This is a genomic window from Kangiella sp. (assembly GCF_014762745.1).
In the GTDB taxonomy this organism is placed as follows: Bacteria; Pseudomonadota; Gammaproteobacteria; order Enterobacterales; family Kangiellaceae; genus Kangiella.
In genome coordinates, this window is the sequence record NZ_JABURJ010000020.1 from 1 (window position 1) to 20975 (window position 20975).

The window sequence follows — 20975 nt, forward strand, 5'->3', positions numbered from 1 at the left end:
CATCCGCCTGCACCCAGACCTGGCGCACTTTACCGTTGTCAATATAGTCATTGACATAGGATGAGCCCAGCGCAATCTGTAATGTACTATTCAGCGTCGGGATATCGATACCCATTGCACGCGCCTTAACCCGATCCACGTCCAGAGTCAGCATCGGTGCCGCTGGTAAGGTATCCGGACGAACCTCGGCAAATTTGCCAGTCTGTTGTGCAGCTCCAATCATCTGGAATGCTGCTGCAAACAAGGCATCCTGACCGCCGCTGCCACGGTTTTGTAACTGGAAGTCAAAACCACTGCTGTTACCAAGACCGGGAATTGGCGGCATGTTAAAGGCAAAAGTATTACCTTCCGAGAATTTCTGGAATTCAGCACTGGCCGCAGCCGCAAACTCATCGGCATTACGCATGCCTTCGCGCTCACTCCATGGCTTGAAGTTGACGAAGGTGATGGCGGTATTCTGGCCACTACCGAAGAAACTGAAACCGGCAACCGTGATTACACGAACCACTTCCGGCTGCTCTAAAAACCAGGCATCGGTTTTTTGAGTCAGCTCAAGTGTACGTTCGCGAGTCGCTCCTGGCGGTAATAAGGTATTGGAAACAATAAAGCCCTGATCTTCGGAAGGTACAAAAGCGGTTGGCATATAAATAAAGCGGGTTACCACATAACCGCACAGCAGCACGAACACAATCATGGCCGCGACCATGCCTTTTTTGCTGAAGAGCTTTTGCACAGAGTTCATGTAGAAGTTTCTAAAGGCGTCAAAGCCGCGGTTGAACCAGCGGAAGAAAGCCCACTCCTTTTTCACCTTGTTGCCTTCGGCATCGCGCTTTTCGAGTTTCAATAAGCCCTGTGCAATTGCTGGACTTAAGGACAGTGACAGGAAAGCGGAGATGGCTACCGAGATAACAATGGTCAATGAGAACTGCTGATAAATTCGGCCGACAGAACCCGGGAAGAAGGCCATGGGAATGAATACCGCAATCAATACTGCAGTGGTACCAATAATGGCGCCCGAAATCTGTTTCATGGCTTTTTTCGTTGCCTGATAAGGTTTCAGACCTTCTTCATCCATCACCCGCTTGACGTTTTCGACCACGATAATGGCATCGTCCACCACAATACCAATCGCCAACACCATCGCAAACATGGTCAGCATATTGATCGAGAAACCGAATAGTTGCAGACCGATACCCGCGCCAATCAGAGAAACCGGCACAACAATCAACGGAATCAAGGTGGCGCGCCAGCTTTGCAGGAACAGGAACATCACGACAGTTACCAGTACTACCGCTTCAAGCAATGTTTTGACGACTTCACTGATCGACTCATCAACGAATATCGATGCATCGAAAGGCACAACCCAGGCCATGTCATCCGGGAAGAACTGTTCCAGCTCCTTCATCTTGGCTTTGACCGCATCGGCTGTTTCCAAGGCATTACCGGTGTTGCTTAATTTAATCGCAAAGGCGGCTGCATCCTGGCCACTCAAAAAGGCCTGTGAGCCATAACTGTTAGCGCCACGTTCAATGGTCGCCACGTCTTTCAGCCTGACAATCGCACCCTCAGCAGAGGAGCGCAGAATAATATTGCCGAACTCTTCCACGGTTGATAACTGCGCCGGAACCAGCACGGTAGCATTTACCTGTTGATTGCCGGGCGAGGGCAGAGAGCCCAGCTCACCGGTTGCCAGCTGAGCATTCTGGCTGCTGACCGCTGCATTCACTTCGGCGGGTGAAATACCATAGGCCGCCATCTGTTTCGGATCGAGCCACACGCGCATGGCGTAACGCGAACCAAACTGCTGGGCACTACCGACGCCATCGATTCGACGTACATCGCTAAGAATGGCGCGATCCAGATAGTCGCCAAGGTCGGTACTGTTAAAAGTACCATTGGGTGAATAAAGCGAAACCACCATCAGGAAGTCTCTACGCGCCTTGTCCACGGCAACACCTTGAGTGCGCACTGAGGAAGGCAGGCGAGCCTCAACCCGCTTGAGCCGGTTTTGCACCTCAACTCCGGCAATATCGATATCGGTACCCGTATCAAAAGTCAGATTGATGGTGCCAGAGCCGGTACGCGAGCTTTCCGAGCGAATGTATTTTAGGCCTTCAATACCATTCATCTCTTCTTCGATGATGGTGGTGACCGTATCTTCGATTACCTGCGCAGAAGCGCCAGGATAAGTAGCGGTTACCGAAATCTGTGGCGGCGAAATGTCTGGGTAAGACATGACCGGAAGTTGTTGGATGGCGAGTGTGCCACCCAGCAAAATCAATAATGAGATAACCCAGGCAAAAATCGGGCGGTTAATAAAAAACTGAGCCATGAATTACTCCTGAGTCTGCTTCTGATCGGCGCCAGAGGCTTTGTTCATCGGGGTGACAGGCATCCCTGGTTGCAGGAACTGGGTATTGCTGATAATGACCTGATCGCCACGCTGGACACCACTTTTAACGACCCAGTTGGAACCCACCATTGGCCCTAGCTCCACCGGTTGAACCGCTAATTTGCCGTCTTTAATCAGTTTCACGGTAGCGCCATTAGCTGACATGATAACGGCCTTCTGTGGTACCTGAAGCAGGCTGTCTGATTCTCCAACCGGTAATTTCACGCGTACAAACATACCCGGCAATAATAGGTGGTCTGGGTTATCAACAACGGCTCTTAATTGAACCGAGCCAGTGTCAGGCTCGACCGACCAGCTGGAAAACTCAAGTTTGCCGGAGCCGGGATATTGAGTGCCGTCATTATAGAAAATCTGTACTGTTGAAGAACTGGCGTTAGAGGCCTGATCCGACTCGAACAATTGACGCAGCTGCATCATCTCGGAACTTGAGCGGGTGAAATCCACATAAACCTGATCAAGTTGTTCGATGGTAGCCAGATGGGTTGATTCTGCTGCACGAACCAGCGCGCCTTCGGTAACCATGGCGCGACCAATACGGCCTGAGATCGGCGCCGTTACGGTTGCATACTCAAGCTGGATCTGAGCATTTCTAAGGTTTGCGCGTGCCTGCTCAACGCGAGCCTTGGCCTGTTCATTCTGTGCTGAAAAAGTATCAAACTCCTGCTGACTGACGGCGCCCAGTTCGAGCAGTTTGGTGTAGCGCTCCAAGGTTTGCTGATTCAATTTTTGTTGGGCGATAGCGTCGTTTAAGTTAGCTTTAGCGGCCTGAACATCAGCCTGTAGCTGGCGCTTATCAATCTGAAACAGCACATCACCCTGTTTCACCATGTCCCCCTCTTTAAAGACGCGCTTTTCGAGAATGCCATCAACGCGAGCGCGCACCTGAGCGGTGCGAATTGCGTTAACGCGGCCCGGCAAGTCCTGAGTAAAGGTGGTGATCTCTTCAGCAACGGTGCTGACTTCAACCGGAACCGGTTGGCCTCCCTGCTCAGCAGCATAGCCATTAACAGCCAGGGTTGATGCCAATAAACCAAGCAGAGTGGTTTTAAGGAGGCTCTTGTGTTTCGTATTAATCGTTTTCATGGAATTATTTTTCATAAAATAGTCCTAAGAGGTTGTGGTGGGACTTTTGATTGCAGCCCAGGCAAAATCGACCATTTGTTCAATAAGGTGCTCATCCACTGTGTTGTGGTTAACGAACTGCCAGTGGATGAAGTAACTGAAACCACCGTAAATCTGGATATTAACGTCGGGTATGCGAATTTCTCGTAAAACTCCCGCATTTTTTGCGTCCTGATAGAGTTTTATGAAAGGCTCGAATACGATGTGTAGCTTTTCGCGGGTCTGATCTTCGATGGCAGATGAAAATCCATAGAGATGACTGAAGCGAAAATACAGACAATTATCCAGCATAAAGCGGATACCGGCCCGTAAAAGAGCCTTGATTGCCTCTTCGTAACTGCTGTCGGGTCGGTGATTTTCAAGCAAAAAATCAGCTTCTTTTTGTTTTACATACAAAAAGATTTCATTAATCAGCTGTTCTTTACTTTCAAAGTAGTTGTAGACACTGCCCGTTGCCACATTAGCTTCTTTAGCAAGTAACGACATGGAAGTGCCCTGCAGGCCTCGCTCAACAAATAAACGAATCCCTGCCTCAAGGATTTGAGCTCTTTTAGGCATGGAGATAATTTTGAAATGAATGTTCATTCATTTTACTTGATTATGTTGTCCAGGTACAAGCTCCAACCAGTAAAACAAATGTAAAAAGATGTTTATGGGATCTTTGAGTAGTGCTTAATCTGCCAGAAAAACCTTGTTTCCTTGCTGGTTCTTCGCAACATACATCGCCTGATCGGCGGTCTGGATTAGCTCCAGTACCGTGTTGCCGTGATCCGGGTATAAGGCGATACCGATACTGCAGGAGATATGAATATTGATACTATTGATACGGTACGGGCTGGAAATGGCGTCCAATAATTTCTCCGCAATATGGCTACTATCGCTACCGGACTCGATGTGGGGCAGCAGAACTAGAAACTCATCGCCACCAATCCGGCCGATGGTATCGGATTCGCGCAGACAATCGCGCATCCGCTGAGCAACCTGCTGTAGCAGGATATCGCCGATACCATGACCATAGGTGTCATTAACGGGCTTGAATTTGTCCAAATCTACGAATAGAACCGCAAGTTTTTCCTGTTGACGATGGGCTAGCCTGATGGCCTGCTCCAGACGATCCGAGAATAAGGCTCGATTAGGCAAGTCGGTTAATGAATCGTAGTGGGCCTGGTGTTCAATCTGTTGTTCAATAAATTTACGCTCGGTAATATCGCGGGCGATACCGACAGTGGAGGTAACCTGCCCCTCTTCATCTAAAATAGGCGACGCATTGGTGGTGTGCCAGCACCAGTAATTATGTTTATGCCGAACCCGGTATTCAAGACCGCTTTTCTTGGTGCCATCCTGATATAGCTGAATCAGAAACTGAGTGCAGCGTTCAACATCATCGGGATGAACAAAGTGCGCAAAGTGTTGGCCTAGAACCTCGGAAACATCATGCCCAAGTTTATCGGTCCAATTGGGTGACACATAAGTAAAGCAGCCGTCGGAAGACACGCTATAAATTATATCATTAGCGGTTTCCACAAAAGCCCGGAATTTAGCTTCACTGTCTTCCAGAGCCTTATGCAGATCTTTATGTTCGGTATTATCAATAACATAGCCGGTCCAGATAATAGAACCATCTTCATACACCTGTGGCCGATCATAGGTCGCAACCCAGATGGTGCGTCCATCCTTGAGACACATTCTGAACTCACCATGCCAGACTACGCCGTGCTGTGCAGTTTCCAGACTTTCATGAATGACCCGGTCATAATCATCGGGATGAATCAGGGAAAAAATGGCATTAATGTCGCTGACGGCCTGCTCAGGAGTGACACCACATAACTGCTCAATGCCGTCGCTGAAATAGAGAAAACGAAATTCATCGTCCTTATATTCGAGTCGATAGACGGCGCCGGGTAATGTTGCAATAAGCTCTGCTGCCAGGTCATTGTTGACAAAAGGTAGATTCATTAAGCCCTTCCCCAGATGTGAGATACGACACAAAATGTGAATTGCGTCATATTTTATGCTAGCGTATTTTTTGAACAATTCCTAAGACTTTTATCAAGAAATACTGAATCCGCATTGGCAAATGCCGACTAGTGTTGGCTGTATAAATCACTTCTTGAAAGAATCAACATTGTGGTACGGTTGTAGGCTTTGGATATTATTGCAGGCGAATCATTCTCTGGGGGAATAAATGAACATAGTTGCGCGCTTGTTGCTGGCTGTAACCCTGTTGTCCGTTAACAACATTGCTCAGACGAAAAATTTTGAGCAGGGTCTTAATGGGATTAAGGTGCCACAGGTGTTGGCTCATAAAGATCGTGCTGAGCCAATCAATCAAATGTTAAAACATCGGCTGGACGAACTTTTGCCTCAATTGATGGCGGAGTCTGGGCTGGATATGTGGCTTGTGATTAACCGTGAATATGGCGAAGATGCACTGTTTTATACCCTGGTGCCTGAGCCCACCTTTGCCGCCCGTCGAACTACGTTACTGGTCTTTGTCAGAAATGAAGAGGCTGTTGAACGGTTTAGTGTTAGCCGCTATCCGATTGCTGGATTTTATGAAAGCCGTTGGCAGGGTGGCACGGGTCAGCAGCAGTGGCAGCGTCTTGCGGAGATTATCAAGGATTATGACCCACAAAAAATCGGCATTAACGTCAGTGAGGAGTGGGCTGTTGCCGACGGTTTGTCGCAAGGGTTGTATTCCACTTTGATGAGCAACTTGCCAAAGGAATACCAGAAGCGGGTGGTCAGTTCCGAAGAGCTAGTTATTCGTTGGTTTGAAACGCGCACCGAGCCTGAAAAAGAGGTCTATCCACAGATAGTGGCCATTGCCCGTGGTGTGATTGGCGAAGCTTTCTCAAGCAAGGTCATTACGCCAGGAGTGACAACCGATAAGGATGTGGCCTGGTATATTCGAGAGCGTTTTGAGGAGCTAGGAGTTAAGCCCTGGTTCCAGCCTTATGTGACCGTACAGCGCAAGGGTGATCAGAATGAGCCTGACTCGCCCTTCTTCGGCAGGGCCGATCGCGTGATCATGCCGGGTGATATCATCCATACCGATGTTGGTCTATGCTATCTAAAGCTTTGCACCGATACCCAGGAAATGGGCTATGTAGCTAAGTTTGGTGAATATGATGTGCCAAAAGGGCTCAAACAGGCGCTGGCCCAGGGTAATCATTGGCAGGATATTCTAACTGCGCAGTTTAAAACCGGTCGCACCGGTAATGAGATTCTGAAAGCAACTCAGACTGTTGCAAAGAAACAAAAACTAAATTCCAGTACCTATACCCATCCTTTAGGTTTTGTTGGTCATGCGGTAGGGCCTACTATTGGTATGTGGGACAACCAGGGGCCAACGCCGATTAAAGGCGATCGCAAACTCTATCCGAACACTGCCTACGCCATTGAAGGTAATGTTAAAGTGAAGTTGCCGGAATGGGATAATCAACTGGTGCAGATCATGCTGGAGCAGTCGGCCCTGTTTGATGGTGAAAAAGTTATCTATCTGGCCGGCAGACAAACCGAGTGGCACTTTATTCGATAATGGCTAAATATTGAAAAGCCGGCTGTAAAAGAGTCGGCTTTTTTATTTGGCTGATTCTTTTCTGGCGATATGTATGGTCTTCCAGACTTTGGCAATGAGCTGGCCATCTTCGTCGTGGATATCCACTTCAAAAACAGGCTCGATAACATCCTGCTCCTTGAGCTGCAGATTAATATCCAGCAGATCCTGTTCGCTTAATTTGAATTCTGCATAGACATCTTTTCGGCCGGGTTTGATGAATTTGATCTCTGCCTTTTTATCCCACACCACATAATCGCGTCCAAGTTTATGCAGTAGCAATAGCATATAGAAAGGATCGGTCATTGAGAAAAGCGCACCGCCATAGTGGGTATTGACATAGTTGCGATTAAACCAGTATTTGCGCAGGCGGATTTTGGCGTACTGCCAGTTTTCATCCAGTTCGAGAACCTTGATACCTGAACCCCAGAAGGGAGGCCACAGGTTCATCAGTAATTTCAATTTTCTGGCGTTTAAATGTTTCATGGGTTAAGACTTTAAGAATTGGAATCGTCAGCGGTTTCCTGCTCATCAGTCTGTGCAGTCGTCTCAGAAGACTTAGGCGCATAGACTCTGGCAAAAATTAACCCCAATTCAAACAGAATCCACATTGGGATACCAAGCAATACTTGTGAGATAACATCCGGGGGTGTCAACAACATGGCAAAGATAAAAATGCCTACAACGATATAGGGGCGCTTATCGGCCAAGGATTGATGGCTGGTCATTCCTGACCAGATCAGCAGCATAGTGGCAATGGGAATCTCAAAAGCCAGTCCAAACGCAAAGAACAGTTTAAGTGCTATCGACAAGACACTGTTGATATCCGGCAGATAATTAACGCCCTCCGGGCCAATGCCAGACAGGAAGCCAAAAATAATCGGGAAAATTAAATAGTAAGCAAAAGAAATACCAGCATAAAACAGAATAATGCTGGATAATAATAACGGTATGGCAAAGCGTTTCTCATGCTGATAAAGACCGGGTGAAATGAACATCCAGATTTGATGCAGCACATAGGGCATGGCAATAAAAAAAGCAGCAACAAAAGCCAGCTTAAAGGGGGCAAATAAAGGCGATGTTACATCGGTCGCAATTAAACTGGAGCCATAGGGTAATTGTTCGATCAAGGGCTTGGCCAGCCATAGATAAAGCTCATTGGCGACAAAAGCCAGTCCAATGAATAGGACAACTACGACCAGCACAATACGCAGCAGGCGATTGCGCAGTTCCAACAGGTGGGAAATCAAGGGTTGTTCTGAATCTTGGCTCATCAGGATGACTTGTCTGGATTAGCTGTGGATGATTTCAGTTTTTGTTGCTCATTGGCCAGAACCTGCTCGCTCTGTTTCAAGGCCTGCTCAGCTTTGGCAATGGTAGCCTGGGCTTCTTCGCGCAGACGTTTGAGCTCTTCGTCGGACTCAGCCTGCTCCATGATCATTTTCTCATGTTCGGCTATACGCTTTTTCATTTCTTCAAGCTCAAGCTCACGCGTGACCTGCTGATTAAACTGGCTGAAACCTCGTTTAGCCTTACCAACCCAGCGGCCAACCGTCTGCATAGCTTTAGGCAGGCGCTCAGGCCCCAACACCACCAGGGCTATGACCACGATTAGCAATAGCTCGAAGAAACCAATATCAAAAGGCATAGTAACTTAAGTATGGAGGGCTATTTTTTTGAGTCTGTTGTTTCAGAATTTTGCTCTGAGTTTTGCTTTTTGTCATTGCCATCAAAGTCAGCATCTTTAGACTGATCTTCGACCTGCTTGCCGTCTTCGTCCTTAACTGCTTTTTTGAAGTTTTTGAATGCTGAACCAATGTCACCACCGGCATTGCGCAATTTTTTGGTGCCAAATAGCAACAAAATAATGACTAATAGTATGAGTAATTCCCAAAGACCAGGTTTCATGCTTTTACCTCAGCGTTGATGCTTATGCAAATGGCAGGCGGCCACCGCCACCTAAAATGTGAATATGGATATGATACACTTCCTGACCGCCATCATCACCTGTATTTATGATGGTTCTGAAGCCGCCGCTTAACCCTGCGTTTTTGGTAAGTTGCGGAACTTTAGTCATCATATAGCCCATAATATCAGCGTCTTGCTCACTTACTTCCGCTAAACTGGCAATATGCTGCTTAGGAATCATCAATAGATGAGTCGGTGCTTTTGGTGCAATATCCTTAAAAACCAGAATCTTATCGTCTTCATAAACTTTGTCACTGGGAATATCACCAGCGATAATTTTGCAAAAAATACAGTCGCTCATAAGATCTCCTTGAGTTACAAATGAGTAATGCCGGATTATTTTGTTGGCCAGAGACTTTTAATCATAAACCAGGCTGCGCCGGCGCCCAGTATGGCGGCTGGCCACCAGTTATTCGGCACAGCAAGATAACTAATGCCGCTTAAAATAGCCAGCGAACCGCCAATAAAGGCGTGCTTCAAGGCATACTGCTGCTCAAGCTTATGCCGCTCCAGCTCAGTGAACTGGCTTTTCAGTTGCTCAAACTGGTTGAGACCGTGGCCAATACGGTGCAGATTATCAAATAACAGGCCAGGCAGCTTGGGCGCTTTGTTCAGCCAGTCGGGGAACTGTCGCTTAACATCCTCAAACATGGCTTTGGGGCCAATTTGATCGCGGACCCACTGTTTAAGATAGGGCTGTGCCGTTTGCCATAAATCCAGTTGAGGATAGAGCTGGCGGCCAAGGCCTTCGATATAAAGCAGGGTCTTTTGCAAAAGAACTAATTGAGGCTGCACTTGCATGTTAAAGCGACGCGCGGTCTGGAATAATTGAATCAGGAAGTGACCAAATGAAATCTCTGCCAGCGACTTGCCAAAAATTGGCTCACAGGCAGCACGAATTGCCGACTCAAACTCGGGAATCGAAACATCGGCATCAATCCAGCCGGACTCGACGTGCAGCTCAGCAATTCTGCGGTAATCGCGATCAAAAAAGGCCAGAAAATTGTCAGCCAGATAACGTTTATCCTTTTCGTCCAACGTACCCATAATGCCGCAGTCGATAGCAATATATTGAGGCGCCTGAGGATTGGTAACATTAACGAAGATATTGCCCGGGTGCATATCGGCGTGGAAAAAACTGTCGCGGAAAACCTGAGTAAAGAAAATCTCGACACCTCGATCAGCCAATGCCTTCATATCAACGCCACTGGCACGAAGAGCCTCGATATTGCCAATAGGGATGCCAGAAATTTTTTCCATCACCAGCATTTTTACTCGGGTGTAATCCCAGTAAATTTTCGGGACATAGAGTAAGTCTGAATCGGCAAAGTTATGACGCAGATGCGAGGTATTGGCGGCTTCAATGCGCAGATCAATTTCACGGGCCAACGTGCTGTCATATTCCTTAACCACTTCGATAACTCGCAAGCGACGTGCTTCGCTGGAATACTTTTCTGCCCAGCGTGCCATCGAGTGCATCATCTGCATGTCGCGCATGATCTTTTGACGAATGCCTGGACGTAAAATTTTAACTACCACTTCTTCGCCACTGTTTAAAGTGGCTTCATGTACCTGCGCGATTGAAGCTGAGGCGAGCGGCGTGTCATTGAAGTTGGCAAAAAGCTGGTCAATAGGAGTATCTAATTGTTTCTCAACGATTGAGCGTGCAATGTTTGAATCAAAAGGTGGCACCTGATCCTGCAACTTGGCAAGTTCGTCGGCAATATCTGGCGGAACCAGGTCGCGGCGAGTGGAAAGCATTTGGCCAAGCTTAACGTAAATCGGTCCAAGCTCGGTTAAGGCTAGACGTAACCGTTCGCCACGAGATTTATCTTTTGCTTTGCGGCGCAAGCTTAAGGAAAACAGTTTAGCCAGCGGGCGGAAACGTGCCAGCGGCGTTGGAGCCAGGAACTCATCCAAGCCATAGTGAACCAGTGTACGGTTAATTTTAAGTGCATGGTGTAATTGTCTAATGGCATTCATGCTGTGTCTCGTTATTCGATTCCTGGCTAGTGAGGCTTTTGTTCTCTATTGGCTAACTTTTGCGAAAGACGCTCAACTTTTTGTTTCAGTCGTTCGCTATCGGATTTTAAATCAGCTATCGCATCATAAAAGTTTTCAAGCTCAATAGATGCAGGTGATAACTTTGCTTCGAAGCGAATATATTCACTGAGGTTTTGTTGTGCACTTGTGACTGTTTTTTGCAGCCAGCCAGTGACGGTTTTGCTGCCGCTTATTAGCTGATGAGCGACGATATCACCAGTATATTTTGCTAAGTGTTCTTCCCAGTCGATATCAAGTTGCTTGAAAAAATTCTGGAAGTTTTGCGCAGTGCCAATTTCACCGGCAAAGTGAACCTCACCTTTAAAAATTGAGTCCGAACCTTTTTCATTTAAGGCAAGGTTAAAGAAACTACTGGAAGAGCCGGTTAATTCTGCGTTGGCCTGCTTATCCAGTTCCGCTTTAACCAAAATCAGACTATCTTCAATCACAATATAAAAACTGGCATTGAGATCGGTCAGCGTGACTTTAATGATTTTCCCTTCCAGCGATGCAAGACGGGACTGAGCATCAGGATCGAGTTTCACCGCCTGATTGATGATCATTTCGATGGCTGGAGTAAATAGCGATAACATCATGAGTCAGTTCGGTTTAATGATGCAATTTAAAATTTCTTACCAATATGCAGAGCTACAATGCCACCAGTCAAATTGGTGTACTCCACCTCATCAAAACCAGCATCGGACATCATCTGCTTCAGAGTTTCCTGATCGGGGTGCATACGAATCGACTCGGCTAAATATTTATAGCTTTCCGAATCATTGGCAACCACCTTGCCCATCGCTGGCAATAATGAGAAAGAATAAACATCATAGACTTTGGATAGAGCAGGTAGTGCTGGCTTGGAAAATTCAAGCACCAACAATTTGCCGCCTGGTTTTAGAATGCGATACATCGACTCCAGTGCTTTTTCTTTTTCGGTAACATTGCGTAAACCAAAAGCAATGGTAATTCGGTCAAAGTAGTTATCAGGGAAAGGCAAACACTCGGCATTGGCCTGTGCATATTCAACATTACCAACAATACCTCTATCTACCAGTTTATTGCGACCAACTTTGAGCATGGACTCGTTAATATCGGCTAACACCACTTTGCCGGTTGGGCCGACAATTTTGGAGAACTTTGCGGTTAGGTCGCCGGTTCCACCTGCGATATCCAGAATGGTCTGGCCGGGGCGGGCAGCAGCACGCTCTATGGTGTAGCGCTTCCAGATTCTGTGCACACCGAAAGACATGAGATCATTCATCACATCATATTTGGCGGCTACCGAATGGAACACTTCGGCAACTTTGGCCGCTTTTTGACTCTTTTCTACGGTCTGATAACCAAAGTGAGTGGTGTCTGCTGATGTTTTTTTGTCATGCTCTGTCATAGTATTGGGCTTCGCTGATTAATCACTGTACTTAGGATTGAAAGTTTTAACCGCAGTATCACTGCTACGAGTCAGTCCGGCTGCTTCGAGTCGATGCAGATATTGTTGCCAGTTTGATGAGTAGTTCTGGCCAAGTTCTAATAAGGTTTGCCAAGTATACAGACCACTGTCATGTCCGTCATCAAAGGTCAGCTTAATGGCGTATCGACCCACTGCCTCAATATTGGTTATCTGAACATTTTTCTTACCGCCGATTAAAGTCATTTGCTGATTGCCATGCCCTCTGACTTCTGCCGAGGGCGAAAATACACGAAGGTACTCATAGGGCAATAAGTATGTGTTGCCTGGGAAGGCGACTTCTAATTGTTGGCTTTTTTGATGCAGCTTAATCGCTGTTGGTATTGGAGAACCTGTTTGCGGCATGTCGCATAAGCTTTATGGGCTAAATTGACTAGATTGTAACAGAAATATCGAGATGGGTTGTAAGGATAAATAGGGTTTTGATGTCATCAGAATCAAGTGGTCTTGATAAAAAACACTCAACCATAAAAAAAGCTGACCCGAAGGTCAGCTTTCTCAGTTATCACCTAAGTGATAATTATTGCCAGTCAACCTGTAGAGTTACACCTGAGTAAGAAGAGTAACCACGGATGCTGATGTACCAACGATCTTGAGCTGGGTTGGAGAATGAGCAGCTCTCGTTGTTGCCATACTTATATGGGCGGCAATCGTAGCTTGAAGTCGTTGGTTGAGCACCGCGACGAACATACAAGTCAGCATCACCTGAACCACCGCTCATTTGAACATCCAGGCTGCTCATGCCAGCAGGGATATCAATGTAGTAGTGAGCCCAGCTACCTGAAGCACCAGAAAGGTTTTCAAGAGTTGCACTACCGCCTTCTGGTGGTGGTTCTGTGCTACCGCCGCCATCATGCGTTGCTACCAGGTTAACGTTAGAGTAGCTAGTGTAACCACGCACCATTACATAGTAAGTACCAGTCTGTGCTGAAAAGTCACAAGACTCAGTATTACCGTTACGGTATGGGCGACAGTCATAGCTTGAAGTTGTTGGTGCGCTACCGAACTTAACGTATAGGTCAGCATCACCAGAACCGCCAGACATATCGAAGCTTACGTTAGAGGCATCAGAAGGAACTTCGAAAGTGAAGTCAGTTTCCGAGCCTGAAGCTCCCGAGAAGGTTACTGATACGCCATTCTCAAGAACATTGCCTGGCTCTGGCTCTGGATCAGGGCTTGAACCATCAAACAAGCTGTACAATAACAAGTTTGGAGAACCTGTTTTTGCATCTGATACAACGCCTGAAGTTGCAGCATTTTCGATAGCTGCTTCAACTTGGCTAGGTGTAGCGTTAGGGTTGTCTGCTAAGTATAGAGCAGCAACACCGGCTACGTGTGGAGAAGCCATTGAAGTACCACTGATAGTATTAGTACCACCGTTTGACCATGCTGAAGTGATGCTAGAACCTGGAGCATAGATATCCAAGCAAGAACCGTAGTTCGAGAAGCTAGAACGAGAGTCGTTAGATGCTGTAGAACCTACAGTGATCGCGCTTGGCTCACGAGCTGGTGAGTAGTTACAGGCATTGCTGTTGTCGTTACCAGCTGCAACTGCAACCGTTACACCTGAAGCAACAAGGTTGGCAACAGCGTTATCGATAGTTGATGAAGCACCTCCACCTAAACTCATGTTAGCAACAGCAGGTTTAACGTGGTTGTTAGTAACCCAGTCAATACCAGCGATTACGCCAGAGTTAGTACCGCTACCGTCACAGCCTAGAACTTTCAAGCCATAAAGCTTTACGCCTTTGGCAACACCATAAGTAGAACCACCTACAGTACCGGCAACGTGTGTACCGTGACCATTACAGTCATTTGGAGTGCTATCATTATCAACAAAGTCGTAACCACCAACAACGCGACCACCAAACTCACTATGCGAGCTTAGGATACCAGTATCGATGATGTATGCGTTAACGTTGCTTGCAGTAGTGTTGTAAGTGTAAGAGCCACTTAATGGAAGGTTGCGCTGATCAATGCGGTCAAGGCCCCAAGTGGCATTGTTTTGAGTTGCATTGATGCTAATGATTTGGTCTTCCTCAACGATAAGAACATTAGGATCTTGAGCTAGCTTTTGTGCAGCTTTCTCAGACATGTTGAATACGCCACCTTTAACAGCTTTAGTAAAGGTACGTTGAACTTGAGCTTGATATTTACGGCTCAAGTTGTCGCTCACCATAGCAATAGCTTGTTCATTAGCATTGCTTGAGAATAATCCCATATTAGCAGCCACTGCATCGTCCTTGAGGACAACAATGTATTGTCCCTTGATGGCTTTTTCAGGTTGAGCTGCAGCTTTGAACTCACCAGCATATGCACCGGTTACGCCCGTCGCTAGCAGAACACCTGCGACTACTTGGTTTAGTTTCATGTTAAAACACCCCTTAGTGTTGTTTATTTTATGTTCCTCGAAAATCGAGGTCTTAGGACTCTACTAAAATTCCCTTGTTCGGAACAATAAAATTTATGCATTTAGGGTGATCTAATAAGTATTTTTAGACAAAAGTCTAATTTGTACAGACCGTTACAAAACAATTACAAATGACAATGTTAGTGCTTACTATCGCTTAAATCTTTTATTTAAAGGCTTTTATGCTTTTTCTTTAAGTTAAATTTGCCCTGAAGTCAAATTGTAGAATCTTTCTGTATTTATCTTAGATAAAGTCTATTGTTCTTTTTTTTGCACTTAAAAATCTAATGCAAATGAAATGCTTTGAGAATCAATATGTTGAGTAGGGCTGGTGGGTGTTTAAATAGGAAAAAGCCCGAAAAAGTTCGGGCTTGCTGCGATAGAAAATATTGATTGTTAAAGAATGAAGCGGCTGAGATCTTCGTCATCCGCCAGCTCGGACAGTTGCTTGGTAACGTAAGCCTCATCAATGACCAGGGTTTCCGAATCTTCGCTGGCATCAAAGGAAACCTCATCAAGCAAACGCTCCATCACTGTATGCAGACGGCGTGCTCCGATGTTTTCGGTGGTTTCATTGACCTGGAAGGCGTATTCGGCAATTTTAGCGATACCGCTCTCTGCAAACTCTATTTTCTTGCCTTCAGTTTCCAGTAGCGCCTGATACTGTTTGGTTAGCGCTGCATCCGGTTCAGTCAGGATACGTTTGAAGTCATCCGGGGTTAAAGCGCGTAACTCAACACGGATCGGTAAACGACCCTGCAACTCAGGAATTAGATCAGATGGTTTTGAAAGATGAAAAGCACCTGAAGCAATAAAGAGTATGTGGTCAGTTTTTAACATCCCATACTTGGTATTAACGGTGCAGCCCTCGACTAATGGCAGGAGGTCGCGCTGGACGCCTTCGCGTGATACGCCACCATCATTATGTTCGCCGCGCTTGGCCACTTTATCAATTTCATCAAGGAACACGATGCCATGCTGTTCCACCGCTTCAACCGCCTTGATCTTGAGTTCTTCCTGATCAATCAGTTTGGCAGCTTCTTCTTCGGTCAGCATTTTCAGCGCATCTTTAACTTTCAGTTTGCGCTTCTTGCTTTTACTGGGGGCCATGTTTTGGAACATGGATTGCAACTGGCTGGTCATATCCTCCATGCCGGGAGGTGCCATAATGTCGATGCCGACCGCCATTTGCGCCACATCAATCTCAATATCCTTGTCGTCCAGCTCACCTTGACGCAGTTTCTTGCGGAAAATCTGACGAGCAGAAGAGTCTTGTGATTCAGCAGGTTGATCCCACTCGCTGTCACTGGATTTACGCGGTGGTGGCAGCAGTGCATCAAGGACTTTTTCCTCAGCGGCATCTTGTGCACGATTTTGGACTTTAGCCATTTCCTGCTCACGCAGCATTTTAAAGGCTGCGTCTACCAGATCGCGGATGATGGATTCAACGTCGCGACCCACATAACCTACTTCAGTGAACTTGGTGGCTTCGACCTTAATAAAGGGTGCATTGGCCAGTTTCGCCAGGCGGCGGGCAATTTCAGTTTTTCCGACGCCAGTAGGGCCAATCATCAGGATGTTCTTTGGGGTGATTTCGTTACGCAGTTCTTCGTTGACCTGCATTCTGCGCCAGCGATTACGCAAGGCAATGGCCACTGATCGCTTGGCGTCTTTCTGGCCAATGATGTGCTTATCCAGTTCATGGACAATTTCACGAGGTGTCATAGACATAATGTAATACTCTTTATTGAAATGCTTTGATTCGGCTTAAGTTGGTACTTACTTCAAGGCATAGCCTTTAATAGCTAAGCTCTTCTATGGTCTGGTTATGATTGGTGTAAATACAGACATCACCGGCAATAGTTAAGCCTGTTTCAACAATCTCACGTGCACTCAAATCAGTTTTCTGTAACAGGGCCTTGGCCGCAGATTGTGCAAATGGGCCACCGGAACCAATAGCGATTAGATCGTCTTCAGGCTGAATCACATCACCATTACCGGTAATGATCAGTGAATTTTCCTTATCAGCGACAGCTAGCAAGGCTTCGAGGCGACGCAGGGCTCGATCGGTGCGCCAGTCTTTGGCCAGCTCAACCGCTGCGCGCATCAATTTACCACCGTGTGCTTCCAGTTTTTTCTCGAAACGCTCAAAGAGAGTGAAGGCATCAGCTGTACCGCCTGCAAATCCGGCAATCACCTGATCGTTATATAAACGACGTACCTTGCGGGCGTTACCTTTCATGATGGTGTTGCCCAGCGACACCTGGCCATCGCCACCGATCACAACAGTGCCATTACGGCGTACTGATAAAATAGTTGTTCCACGATATTGTTCCAAAATATTCTCCGGAGTCAGTCTTATTCTTTGCAATAACGGCTAGATGGGGGCTGGGGCAGTAAATTCAAGGAGCAATCGGTGGGAGTTAAATCTAAATTTGTAATGAGGATTATGGAAGTTTTCGTTAAGTTGTTACTTTTTAGGCTTGCTCCAATTCTCCCCTTAGATTGAGCTGAGAAGTAGTAAAGACATAGCTATTCAAATCTGTGACTGAAAGGAATCCCTTTAGGGAGATGGAACGTATTTTGCGGTACCCAAGGGGGCAGACCCTGCGTTAAGTGGCTTGACTATTGTGAGGGAAGTAGAGCGAAGCGAAACCTCAATCATCGGGTGGCCTTCCTTTATGAAGTACGTCCTGTACTTCACCCTGCGGGCTAGCTTCGCTATTCAAAATCGTTCCTGACGATTTTGTGATTACTTGGAGCAAGACAAATTTGTAAGGAACAAATTTGAACAGCGGAGTAAAGCGACGCTGGCTTTAGCGGAATACAGGGAAGTATTCCGTAAAAAGGAACTCGCCGAGGGGCGAAACATATATAACAGCATTGCCCATTCAATATTCAAAATCGAATAAATAATCGCACATAACTTAGAAACTGAAGTTAATAGTAAACTTAGTTGATTACCAAATCCGACAATCCTGATAATCATTATCCTGTAATTTATGGCGATCACTTTCTGCGGCACGCTTTGAGTTGTAAGGGCCAAGTCGCACCCGATACCAGCCATCTTTTTCTTCAACGTTGGCCTGGAAGCCGATAAATGCCATTTCAACTTTCATGGCCTCGGCATCTTCCTGTTTTCTGAATGCACCACATTGCATAACATAGGAGACATTGCTATTGGTCGTTGTTGTGACTTGAGTAGCATCTACCTTAATTTCCTTATTGGTTAAGGTTTCATGATAAGTGTACTCAGGCTCGGTACTGGTCTCTTCCTGCTCCTTGTCTGGGTGTTTCTCACTGCTCGTGACAGTTTGCTCCGGCTCTTTGACCGGGATAACTTCCTTGATCATTTCCGGCTTTTTGACCAGTAGCCACAGGAATATCGCAAACAAGGTAATGAGGACACCGCCAATAAATACCAGAACAGGCGATATAGGTTTACGAGGTGCTGGCTTTTGACGTGGGCTGCGCTTATTGCTTTTGCGCGCTGTTTTACGTTTCTTGGCGTAATCCTTGGTCATTCTTATACTCTTAAAAAATACGGCTAAAAGATATCAATGCAAAAGGCCCATTGGGCAATGGCTTATTGTATGTGCTATTAACGGGTTAGCCAACTGACAAAAGGAATAAAGTGTGAGGCGGGGACGGTATCGGCTCACATTAAAAGGGATCTTGTGGATCGATATCGATTGACCAACGAACTTTGCGCGCACTGGGCAATTGCTCAATTTGCGATATTGCCGGTTTTAAAGCTCGCTGGATCAGGCCGCGCTGTTGCGCCTGGCATAAAAGTTGCGCTCGCATCTTGCCCGCCCGCTTGGCCATCGGCGCCGGGAAGGGACCGAAACAATCCATACCGGTTATATGGCTCAGGGACTGGCTGACTTCCTTAAGAAACTCCATCGGATATTGCAAGCTACTTGCTTCTGCGCGAAACAGCGCCATTGAGGAGTAGGGCGGCAATAGTCCAGCTTCCCGCTCTGCCAGTATCTGTTGGCTTAGTGACTGGTAGTCTTGGGTAAAAAGGTTAAGCAGTAGTGGGTGCTCTGGATGATGGGTCTGAATCACCACTTCACCGGGTTGATCAGCGCGGCCGGCACGTCCTGCAACCTGAGTCAGTAGTTGAGCAGTTCTTTCGGTCGCCCGAAAGTCGGCACTGAACAGACAGCCATCAATATCGACCACTGCTACCATGGTCAGGTTGGGAAAGTGATGGCCTTTGGCCAGCATCTGAGTACCCACAAGAATATCCACTTCATTATTTTTAATAGCGGTGACATAGTCCTGCATAGCCTGTTTGCGGCGGGTGCTGTCGCGATCAATGCGCACTACTTTTTTATTGGGGAAAGCCGTGATTAAAGCCTGCTCAAGGCGTTCGGTGCCTAAACCAACCGGGAATAGTTCGGGCGCGCCGCAGTCCGGGCACTTTTTCGGCATGAACACCTGCTTGTCGCAATGATGGCAATGAAGTCGCTTCTGTTGTAGATGCAGCGTCATGTGTTTATCGCAACGCTGGCAATCGGCTATCCAGCCGCATCCGTGGCACATCAAACTTGGTGCAAAGCCGCGCCGGTTCAGAAAAACCAGGCACTGATTACCCTTCTCAAGATGACGCTGCATGTTGTCCAACAAAGGTTGCGACAGACCATTGTTGAGCGGACGTTGGCGAATATCCAGCACCTTGATATGGGGAGGCTTGGCATTTGCTGCGCGCTTGCGTAATGTCAGGTGGGTTAGTTTCCCTTGATTGACATTATGAACAGACTCCATGGATGGGGTGGCACTGCCAAGCACCACTGGCGCCTGTTCGTCACGGGCGCGCAGAATGGCCAGATCTCGCGCCGAATAGCGGAATCCATCTTGCTGCTTATAGGAAACGTCATGTTCCTCATCGACCACGATCAGGCCCAGATCGGCAAAGGGAGTAAACAGCGCAGAGCGTGTTCCAATAACAACAGAAGTGAGTCCTTGCTTCGCTTTGAGCCAAATATTCAAACGCTGTCGGTCAGTCAGTCCTGAATGCAACATGGCTATATCGCAATCAAAGCGACGCTTGAAGCGCTGTACGGTTTGCGGCGTCAGACCAATCTCCGGAACCAGCACCAGCGCCTGCTGACGATTCAACAGCACCTTTTCTATCAGCTGCAAATAAACTTCGGTTTTGCCACTACCGGTAACGCCGTCCAGCAGAAAGCCATGAAATTGACCTATGTCTTTTTGCATGGTTTCGACTGCCTGCTGCTGTTCCTGGTTGAGTACCAGCGAGTCGGAACTCTGCACGAAGCCTTGCGCGGACGGCTCGATAATCTCTTTGCTTAGCCAGCCTTTCTCGATCAGTGGCTTGAGCTCACTGGGAATCAACTCCAACTGCTCAAGATCGAAGGCCTGAATTATCCCTTGATGCTCTAAAGCCCAGTGCAGAATTTTGTGTTGCTTGACGGCGTTTTTATTCAGCTTGGGAAAAGCCGCTTGGCCTTCCGGGGTTAGCTTCCAGCAGTATTCAGGTTCAAGTATCGCTGGCTCGCCCTTATTGAGCAGGCTTGGTAGGCAGGTCGTAAACACATCGCCGATAGGATGCTGATAATAATCGGCAGCCCAAACTAATAAGTTGAATAAAGTATCGGGCAGCAAAGGTTCACTATCAATGACTTCCTGGATAGGCTTGAGCTTGTTGGCAGGAGTGGTTGATTTATCGGTATGTGCGACAACAATACCAATTAATTGCTGGCGGCCAAAGGATACTCGGACTCGAGTACCTACGGCAGGTACCGCATGATGGCCCACCAGATAATCGAAACTTCGACGCAAAGGCGTGGGAACCGCGACTTTCAGGATGGGCTTTGACTGAGGCATGGGCACACAATTAATTAAAGTTGGGCTAAGGATAGAAAGACTGCGCTAGTAAGGCAACATTAAATTGTGAGCCTTGGTCTAACTGGTACGACTTGTGTTCAAGAAAAAGTCTGCTAATGTAGCAATGGTTACAAGA

The 20975-nt window shown here is 47.0% G+C and carries 19 protein-coding genes; 1 reads left to right on the forward strand and 18 read right to left on the reverse strand.

Annotated elements, in window-relative coordinates:
* From HUJ19_RS01105 to HUJ19_RS01120, 4 genes are all read right to left on the reverse strand, one after another.
* Window positions 1-2332 (reverse strand): efflux RND transporter permease subunit (locus HUJ19_RS01105; RefSeq protein ID WP_290621735.1); only part of this gene is annotated, 2332 nt, incomplete at its 3' end.
* A gap of 3 nt (window positions 2333-2335) precedes the next feature.
* Entirely contained in the window at window positions 2336-3511 is a 1176-nt protein-coding gene (locus tag HUJ19_RS01110) for an efflux RND transporter periplasmic adaptor subunit (RefSeq protein WP_290621736.1), read from the reverse strand.
* Between the two features lie 9 nt (window positions 3512-3520).
* Window positions 3521-4120, reverse strand: a complete 600-nt coding sequence (locus tag HUJ19_RS01115; RefSeq protein WP_290621737.1) for a TetR/AcrR family transcriptional regulator — start codon at window positions 4118-4120, stop codon at window positions 3521-3523.
* A gap of 87 nt (window positions 4121-4207) precedes the next feature.
* Window positions 4208-5491, reverse strand: a complete 1284-nt coding sequence (locus HUJ19_RS01120) for a GGDEF domain-containing protein (protein WP_290621738.1) — start codon at window positions 5489-5491, stop codon at window positions 4208-4210.
* A gap of 229 nt (window positions 5492-5720) precedes the next feature.
* Here HUJ19_RS01120 and HUJ19_RS01125 point away from each other — a divergent pair, with 229 nt between their 5' ends.
* Window positions 5721-7076: a M24 family metallopeptidase gene (locus tag HUJ19_RS01125; RefSeq protein WP_290621739.1), complete on the forward strand. Its 1356-nt coding sequence runs from the start codon at window positions 5721-5723 to the stop codon at window positions 7074-7076.
* 42 nt (window positions 7077-7118) lie between these two features.
* Here HUJ19_RS01125 and HUJ19_RS01130 read toward each other — a convergent pair whose 3' ends face one another.
* The 14 genes from HUJ19_RS01130 to priA all read right to left on the reverse strand — a co-directional run bounded on the left by HUJ19_RS01130 (window position 7119) and on the right by priA (window position 20839).
* Window positions 7119-7580 (reverse strand): DUF4442 domain-containing protein, encoded by a 462-nt coding sequence (locus HUJ19_RS01130; protein ID WP_290621740.1) that lies wholly within the window; start codon window positions 7578-7580, stop codon window positions 7119-7121.
* An 11-nt stretch (window positions 7581-7591) separates the two neighbouring features.
* Complete coding sequence (tatC, locus tag HUJ19_RS01135) at window positions 7592-8368, reverse strand: twin-arginine translocase subunit TatC (protein WP_290621741.1); 777 nt, start codon at window positions 8366-8368, stop codon at window positions 7592-7594.
* Window positions 8368-8742, reverse strand: a complete 375-nt coding sequence (tatB, locus tag HUJ19_RS01140) for a Sec-independent protein translocase protein TatB (RefSeq protein WP_290621742.1) — start codon at window positions 8740-8742, stop codon at window positions 8368-8370. The genes tatC and tatB overlap by 1 nt, the downstream gene beginning before the upstream one ends.
* Before the next feature lie 20 nt (window positions 8743-8762).
* On the reverse strand, window positions 8763-9002 hold the full coding sequence (gene tatA, locus HUJ19_RS01145; RefSeq protein WP_290621743.1) for a twin-arginine translocase TatA/TatE family subunit: 240 nt from the start codon (window positions 9000-9002) through the stop codon (window positions 8763-8765).
* A gap of 22 nt (window positions 9003-9024) precedes the next feature.
* The gene (locus HUJ19_RS01150) at window positions 9025-9363 is read right to left on the reverse strand and encodes a histidine triad nucleotide-binding protein (RefSeq protein WP_290621744.1); all 339 of its coding nucleotides are present in this window, start codon (window positions 9361-9363) and stop codon (window positions 9025-9027) included.
* Window positions 9364-9398: 35 nt separating this feature from the next.
* Window positions 9399-11045 (reverse strand): ubiquinone biosynthesis regulatory protein kinase UbiB, encoded by a 1647-nt coding sequence (gene ubiB, locus HUJ19_RS01155; RefSeq protein WP_290621745.1) that lies wholly within the window; start codon window positions 11043-11045, stop codon window positions 9399-9401.
* A gap of 26 nt (window positions 11046-11071) precedes the next feature.
* Window positions 11072-11701 (reverse strand): SCP2 sterol-binding domain-containing protein, encoded by a 630-nt coding sequence (locus HUJ19_RS01160; RefSeq protein ID WP_290621746.1) that lies wholly within the window; start codon window positions 11699-11701, stop codon window positions 11072-11074.
* 26 nt (window positions 11702-11727) lie between these two features.
* Window positions 11728-12495 carry a bifunctional demethylmenaquinone methyltransferase/2-methoxy-6-polyprenyl-1,4-benzoquinol methylase UbiE gene (gene ubiE, locus HUJ19_RS01165; RefSeq protein ID WP_290621747.1) on the reverse strand — a complete coding sequence of 256 codons (768 nt, stop codon included), beginning with the start codon at window positions 12493-12495 and terminating at the stop codon, window positions 11728-11730.
* Window positions 12496-12513: 18 nt separating this feature from the next.
* On the reverse strand, window positions 12514-12918 hold the full coding sequence (locus HUJ19_RS01170) for a DUF971 domain-containing protein (protein WP_290621748.1): 405 nt from the start codon (window positions 12916-12918) through the stop codon (window positions 12514-12516).
* A 175-nt stretch (window positions 12919-13093) separates the two neighbouring features.
* Window positions 13094-14944, reverse strand: a complete 1851-nt coding sequence (locus tag HUJ19_RS01175) for a S8 family serine peptidase (protein ID WP_290621749.1) — start codon at window positions 14942-14944, stop codon at window positions 13094-13096.
* Window positions 14945-15379: 435 nt separating this feature from the next.
* Window positions 15380-16714 carry an ATP-dependent protease ATPase subunit HslU gene (gene hslU, locus HUJ19_RS01180; protein ID WP_290621750.1) on the reverse strand — a complete coding sequence of 445 codons (1335 nt, stop codon included), beginning with the start codon at window positions 16712-16714 and terminating at the stop codon, window positions 15380-15382.
* Between the two features lie 67 nt (window positions 16715-16781).
* Entirely contained in the window at window positions 16782-17321 is a 540-nt protein-coding gene (hslV, locus tag HUJ19_RS01185; RefSeq protein ID WP_018624013.1) for an ATP-dependent protease subunit HslV, read from the reverse strand.
* Window positions 17322-17943: 622 nt separating this feature from the next.
* On the reverse strand, window positions 17944-18507 hold the full coding sequence (locus HUJ19_RS01190) for an SPOR domain-containing protein (RefSeq protein WP_290621751.1): 564 nt from the start codon (window positions 18505-18507) through the stop codon (window positions 17944-17946).
* A 139-nt stretch (window positions 18508-18646) separates the two neighbouring features.
* Window positions 18647-20839, reverse strand: coding sequence for a primosomal protein N' (priA, locus tag HUJ19_RS01195; RefSeq protein ID WP_290621752.1), 2193 nt, complete (start codon window positions 20837-20839; stop codon window positions 18647-18649).
* Window positions 20840-20975: the final 136 nt, after the last annotated feature.

Coding starts and splice junctions, on each gene's coding strand:
- tatA (WP_290621743.1), bottom strand. CDS start 9,002: ATGAAACCTGGTCTTTGGGAATTACTCATACTATTAGTCATTATTTTG.
- HUJ19_RS01110 (WP_290621736.1), bottom strand. CDS start 3,511: ATGAAAAATAATTCCATGAAAACGATTAATACGAAACACAAGAGCCTC.
- ubiB (WP_290621745.1), bottom strand. CDS start 11,045: ATGAATGCCATTAGACAATTACACCATGCACTTAAAATTAACCGTACA.
- HUJ19_RS01190 (WP_290621751.1), bottom strand. CDS start 18,507: ATGACCAAGGATTACGCCAAGAAACGTAAAACAGCGCGCAAAAGCAAT.
- HUJ19_RS01125 (WP_290621739.1), top strand. CDS start 5,721: ATGAACATAGTTGCGCGCTTGTTGCTGGCTGTAACCCTGTTGTCCGTT.
- HUJ19_RS01160 (WP_290621746.1), bottom strand. CDS start 11,701: ATGATGTTATCGCTATTTACTCCAGCCATCGAAATGATCATCAATCAG.
- HUJ19_RS01115 (WP_290621737.1), bottom strand. CDS start 4,120: ATGAACATTCATTTCAAAATTATCTCCATGCCTAAAAGAGCTCAAATC.
- HUJ19_RS01175 (WP_290621749.1), bottom strand. CDS start 14,944: ATGAAACTAAACCAAGTAGTCGCAGGTGTTCTGCTAGCGACGGGCGTA.
- tatB (WP_290621742.1), bottom strand. CDS start 8,742: ATGCCTTTTGATATTGGTTTCTTCGAGCTATTGCTAATCGTGGTCATA.
- hslU (WP_290621750.1), bottom strand. CDS start 16,714: ATGTCTATGACACCTCGTGAAATTGTCCATGAACTGGATAAGCACATC.
- tatC (WP_290621741.1), bottom strand. CDS start 8,368: ATGAGCCAAGATTCAGAACAACCCTTGATTTCCCACCTGTTGGAACTG.
- priA (WP_290621752.1), bottom strand. CDS start 20,839: ATGCCTCAGTCAAAGCCCATCCTGAAAGTCGCGGTTCCCACGCCTTTG.
- HUJ19_RS01130 (WP_290621740.1), bottom strand. CDS start 7,580: ATGAAACATTTAAACGCCAGAAAATTGAAATTACTGATGAACCTGTGG.
- ubiE (WP_290621747.1), bottom strand. CDS start 12,495: ATGACAGAGCATGACAAAAAAACATCAGCAGACACCACTCACTTTGGT.
- HUJ19_RS01170 (WP_290621748.1), bottom strand. CDS start 12,918: ATGCCGCAAACAGGTTCTCCAATACCAACAGCGATTAAGCTGCATCAA.
- HUJ19_RS01120 (WP_290621738.1), bottom strand. CDS start 5,491: ATGAATCTACCTTTTGTCAACAATGACCTGGCAGCAGAGCTTATTGCA.
- HUJ19_RS01150 (WP_290621744.1), bottom strand. CDS start 9,363: ATGAGCGACTGTATTTTTTGCAAAATTATCGCTGGTGATATTCCCAGT.